This is a genomic window from Caulobacter sp. D5 (assembly GCF_003185805.1).
GTDB lineage: Bacteria > Pseudomonadota > Alphaproteobacteria > Caulobacterales > Caulobacteraceae > Caulobacter.
Window position 1 is genome coordinate 1 of the sequence record NZ_QHJY01000213.1, and the last position, 5,081, is coordinate 5,081.

Below are 5,081 nucleotides of genomic sequence, written 5' to 3' on the forward strand. Positions count from 1 at the left end.
GACAGGATGGCGTCGAGCACGGCCAGGGCCGGCACGTCCGGATCGACGGCCGGCGGGGCCCGCCAGGTGATCGCCACCGCCGGCAGCGGCACATTGGGGCCGGAGGTGGGGACGGTCCTGGGACCCACGCGCGGCGGCTCGACCGCGGTGACCGCCTTGATCGGCGCGGCCGGGGTCTTCAGCGGGCCGAAATACTGGTCGATCCAGGCGTCCAGCTGCGCGTCGTCGAAATTGCCGACCACGATCAGGGCGGCGTTGTCGGGCCGGTAGTAGGCGGCGTGGAAAGCGCGCACGTCGTCGACCGTGGCCGCGTCCAGCTCCTCGATCGAGCCGATGCCCGGGCGCTGGTAGGGGTGCACCGAATACGAGGCGCGCGGGATGTTGGTGAGGAAGCGGCCGTAGGGATTGGCCAGCACGCGCTGGCGCAGCTCTTCCTTGACCACGTCGCGCTCGGACTTGAACACCGCCTCGTCGATGACCAGCGAGCCCAGGCGGTCGGCCTCGGCCCACAGCAGGCGCTGCAGGTGGTTGGCCGGCACGACTTCGAAATAGTTGGTGAAGTCGTCGGCGGTGGAGGCGTTGTTGAAGCCGCCCACGTCCTCGGTCAGGCGGTCGAGCATCTCGTTGGGCATGTTGCGCGTCGACTTGAACATCAGGTGTTCGAAGAGGTGCGCGAAGCCCGAGCGGCCGATCGGATCGTCCTTGCTGCCGACGCCGTACCAGACCTGGACCGTGACGTTGGGCGTGGTCACGTCGCGCGAGGCGTAGACCTTCAGGCCGTTGGCCAGGGTGCGCTCGCGATAGACGATCGGCGGCACGGCGATGTTCGCCTTCGACGCCGAAGTCGCGGCGGCCGGCTCGGCGGGCGAGGCGGCCTGGGCGGCCTGGGCGGCCGAAATCGGGGTCAGGGCGGTGGTGGCGACGGCCAGGGCCGCGAAGGCGGACACGGCGGCGGGGCGGATCATTCTCGAATACTCCGAAGCTGACCGCCTAGGCATAGGCGCCCGAGCGCCCATAGGCAATTTACAGTTGTGTCACTTGTCGCGGTTTCCCTCGCAGGAAGTCAAGAAGCGGGTCGGAACGGTGGTCGCGGCGCTTTCCGGCCGTTTCAGTTGATCGCGGCGGACGGCGGGCTGTAGCCGGCCAGGCGGACCAGCACGCCCTCGGCGTTCTTGCGGTAGTAGCCGCCGGGCGAGCTGAGGGCGCCGCCGCAGGCCGGGCAGGGCTTGTTCACGGAGACCTTGCTGCTGAGCAGGTCGAGCACGTCCTGCTTGAGGGTCAGCACGGCGGGGCCGCCGCAGGCCTCGCACTTCAGGGCCAGTCGGGTCGACATCAAACGCTCTCCATCGTCGCCAGCTTGCGGACTGGGGCGCCGCCGGCGGGAGTGGGGGAGGGGGCTCCGGGGGCGCGAGCACTGCAAGAAAACCCCTCGAGATGGCGTGCTCATGACCAAGTCTTGCAAGGATCGGCCGATCCTTGCAGAGAACGCGGTTCTCGTAGCTTCGCCGCAAATCCGGGGCCATCGTCTCGCTGCACACGGTCCCTATCGACGCGCTCATACAGGAGACGCGTCATGAAGAGACTGACCTTGATCGCGACCGTGGCGACCGCGCCACTGCTTGCGATCGGCCCCGTGGCGCACGCCGAGAAGACGATCACCAGCGACTCCCGAACGACGCCCGTCGCCACCTCGACGGCGAGCGACGGCACGGCCGACGACGTCAAGATCACGACCGCCGGCGCCATCACCCTGTCGACCTCGGGCGCGATCGTCACGCTCGACAGCAGCAACACCGTCACCAACAACGGCACGCTGAGCTCGGAGGACGTCTCCGACTCCATCGGCATCCTCGTGCTGGGCGGCAACACCGGCACGGTGACCAACGACGGCACGATCTCGCTGACCGAGGACTATTCGGCCACGACCACCTCCAGCATCGTCCACGGCGCCTTCGCCGAGGGCTCTGGCCGGTACGGCATCTATCTGAAGGGAACCGACGCCTTCACCGGCGACGTCACCAACAGCGGCACGATCACCATCGAGGGCAACGACTCCTACGGGATCCTGCTGGAATCCCCGCTGATCGGGAACCTGATCAACAGCGGCTCGATCTCGATCGTCGGCGACGACAGCACCGGCATCAAGATCTCGGGCGGGGTGACGGGCAATGTCACCCAGTCGGGTTCGATCAGCGTGCAGGGCGAGAACTCGGTGGGCCTGTCGGTGGATTCCGCGGTCTCGGGCACGCTGTCGATCGAAGGCAGCGTCAACGCCACCGGCTATCGCTACACCAGCCGCGCCAGCGCGACCTCGACCCTGGCCAAGATCACCTCCTACGCCGACAACCTGCTGCAGGGCGGCTCGGCCGTCGTGGTCTCGTCCGACGTGGCCGGCGGCATCATCCTGACCGGCTCGGACAGCACCATCACCGTCGACGGCACCACGACCACCACGGTGACCACCAGCTATTCCTCGACCGGCACGGGCTCGATCTCGGTGCAGGGCGAGGCGCCGGCCCTGCTGATCGGTTCGGACACCCAGGACGTCACCATCGGGGCGGTCGGTACGGACGCCGACGCCTACGCCCTGATCATCAAGGGCTCGATCTCGGCGGCGGGCGTCTATGACGGGGTGACGTCCACGGCCCTGCAGATCGGCGGCGACGCCGGCTACACCACCACCCTGACCGGCGGCATTCGCCTGGACGGCTCGATCACCTCGTCGTCCTACGAGGCCGATTCGACGGCGATCCACCTGAAGTCCGGGGCCGACGTCGCCACGCTGTTCAATCGCGGCTCGATCAGCGCCAGCTCCTATTCCTATGCGGAGTCCGGCACGACGGCGACCGCCTACGGCCTGGTCGTCGATTCCGGCGCCACGCTCAGCAGCCTCAACAACACCGGCACCATCGCTGTGACCCGCACCGGCGAGAGCGGCGATGCGGTGGCGGTGCTCGACGAGTCGGGGACCCTGACCTCGATCACCAACAGCGGCCACATCTACGCCGCGGTGGTGGCCCCGACCGTGACCACGGCGGGCGACACGGTGACGACCACGGCCACCGGCTCGGCCATCGCCTTCGACCTGACGGCCAACACCACCGGCGTGACCCTGACCCAGACGGCCGCGACCTCGAACAGCGGCTCGGTGGCCGGCACCACCTCGGTGACCCTGACGACGAGCACGGCCACGACGATCACGCCCTACATCTATGGCGACGTGCTGTTCGGTTCGGGCGACGACACCCTCAACATCTACGCCGGCTACCTGATCGGGGCGATGTCGTTCGGCGAGGGCGACGACGTCCTCAACATCGACGGCGGGGCAACGGCCTATGGCGACCTGATCGACCCTGACGGCCTGGGCTCGCTGACCATCGGCGACGGCCGCCTGACGGTGACCAACACCGACACCATCGCGGTCAAGAGCCTGAACCTGGGCTCGGAGTCCGAGCTCTACATCACCGCCAACCCGACGACCGGGGAGAACACCTCGTTCACGGTGGGCACGGCGACCATCGCCAGCGGCGCGACGATCGGCGTGCGCCTGACCAGCCTGCTGACCGAGCCGACCACCTATACGGTGCTCACCGCCGACACCCTGACGGCGGGAACCCTGGCCAGCAGCGTCTCGCAGGCGCCCTATCTCTATGTCGCCAGCGCCTATGCCGAAGACAACAGCGTCTATCTGGACGTGCGCCGCCGCACCGCCGCCGAGGCGGGGATGAGCAGCGGCCAGGCCTCGGCCTATGACGCGGTGTTCGGCGCCCTGGGGGCGGACTCGACCATCGCCGACGCCTTCCTCGTGCAGTACACGCGCGACGGATTCTACAATCTCTACAACCAGATGCTGCCCGACACCGGGGTGGGGGCGTTCCGCGCTCTGACCTCGATCAACCAGCAGATCGGCGAGGCCACGGCCGACCGGCCCGACGCCGGCGACCGCTATGGTCCCGACAGCGTCTGGGTGCAGGAGGTCAACGCCCTGGTGCGGATCGACGACGGCGACACCCTGGGCTCGGACACCTATGCGGTGGGCTTCGTGGCCGGCTACGAGGCCATGGGCGACGCGGGCGGAGCGCTGGGCGTCACCCTGTCGCTGGTCAACCTGCAGTCCAAGGACACCGCCGCCAAGGTCGGCGAGCAGAACAGCGGCATGTTCGGCCAGACCGGCGTCTACTGGCGCCGTTCGGTCGGCGGCTGGCGGTTCAATCTCGGCGGCGGGGGGGGCGGCGGCCGCTTCAAGGGCCGGCGGGTGTTCATCTCGGAAGACGTGGACGAGGACGGCGACGCCGACGTCTACGTCAAGAACCGGTCGGCCTGGTACGGCCTGACCGGCTACGCCTTCGGCGGCGTCGCCTACCGCCAGGACTTCGGCAAGGCCTATCTGCGGCCCGAGGCGCGGATGGACTACACCTATCTCTATGAGAGCAAGCAGGAGCAGTACGGCGGCGGCGACGGCTTCGACCAGGTCATCCAGGCGCGCTCGTTCAGCAACCTGTCGGCCAATCTCGGCGTGGCCTACGGCAAGCGCTACGAGAACGCCGACGGGGTGTGGTTCGAGCCGGAGGTGCGGGTCGGCTATCGCCAGACCGTGGCGGGCGACATCGGCGAGACGGTGGCGGCCTTCACCGGCGGCGGCTCCAGCTTCACGATCAGCTCGATCGACAACCGCCAGGGCGCGCTGACGCTCGACTTCGGGGTCAAGGCGGGCTCGGCGCTGTCCTATTTCGCCGTGAAGGGCGGGGTGGAGGCCACGAGGCATCAGAAGGCCTACAAGCTGAGCTTCAGCGGGCGGGCGATGTTCTAGGGGCCGTTCCTGGGTTTCGGGTGCGCCCGCGCCGGGTTCGTGAAGGCCTGGGGAGCGATGTTCCCGAGGCAGAATGCATTTAAACCAACGTTACGTGAAAAACCTGTTTGACATCTCCGTAGGGTAGTCTAGATAGCCGCCTCCGCCGCAGCGCAACGCACCGGCGGGGGCCGCTCCCGGGACTTCCGAGGCGGTCTAGGGCTCCGGCCCAGGTCTTTGACATTGTTGATTTGGAAAGAGAAACGCAGGCGGCGGCGCTCTGGCGGTCACC

The 5,081-nt window shown here is 68.2% G+C and carries 3 protein-coding genes; 1 reads left to right on the forward strand and 2 read right to left on the reverse strand.

The features are described 5' to 3' along the window. Both DMC18_RS14840 and DMC18_RS14845 read right to left on the reverse strand, forming a co-directional pair. A partial coding sequence (locus tag DMC18_RS14840) for a pitrilysin family protein (protein WP_146218084.1) occupies window positions 1–965 on the reverse strand: 965 nt, incomplete at its 3' end. Window positions 966–1,108: 143 nt separating this feature from the next. Next, window positions 1,109–1,333, reverse strand: coding sequence for a hypothetical protein (locus DMC18_RS14845; RefSeq protein ID WP_110133049.1), 225 nt, complete (start codon window positions 1,331–1,333; stop codon window positions 1,109–1,111). Window positions 1,334–1,573: 240 nt separating this feature from the next. On the opposite strand from DMC18_RS14845, the gene DMC18_RS14850 reads away from it, so the two are divergent. After that, window positions 1,574–4,810 (forward strand): autotransporter outer membrane beta-barrel domain-containing protein, encoded by a 3,237-nt coding sequence (locus DMC18_RS14850; protein ID WP_110133050.1) that lies wholly within the window; start codon window positions 1,574–1,576, stop codon window positions 4,808–4,810. The last annotated feature ends 271 nt before the right edge of the window (window positions 4,811–5,081 follow it).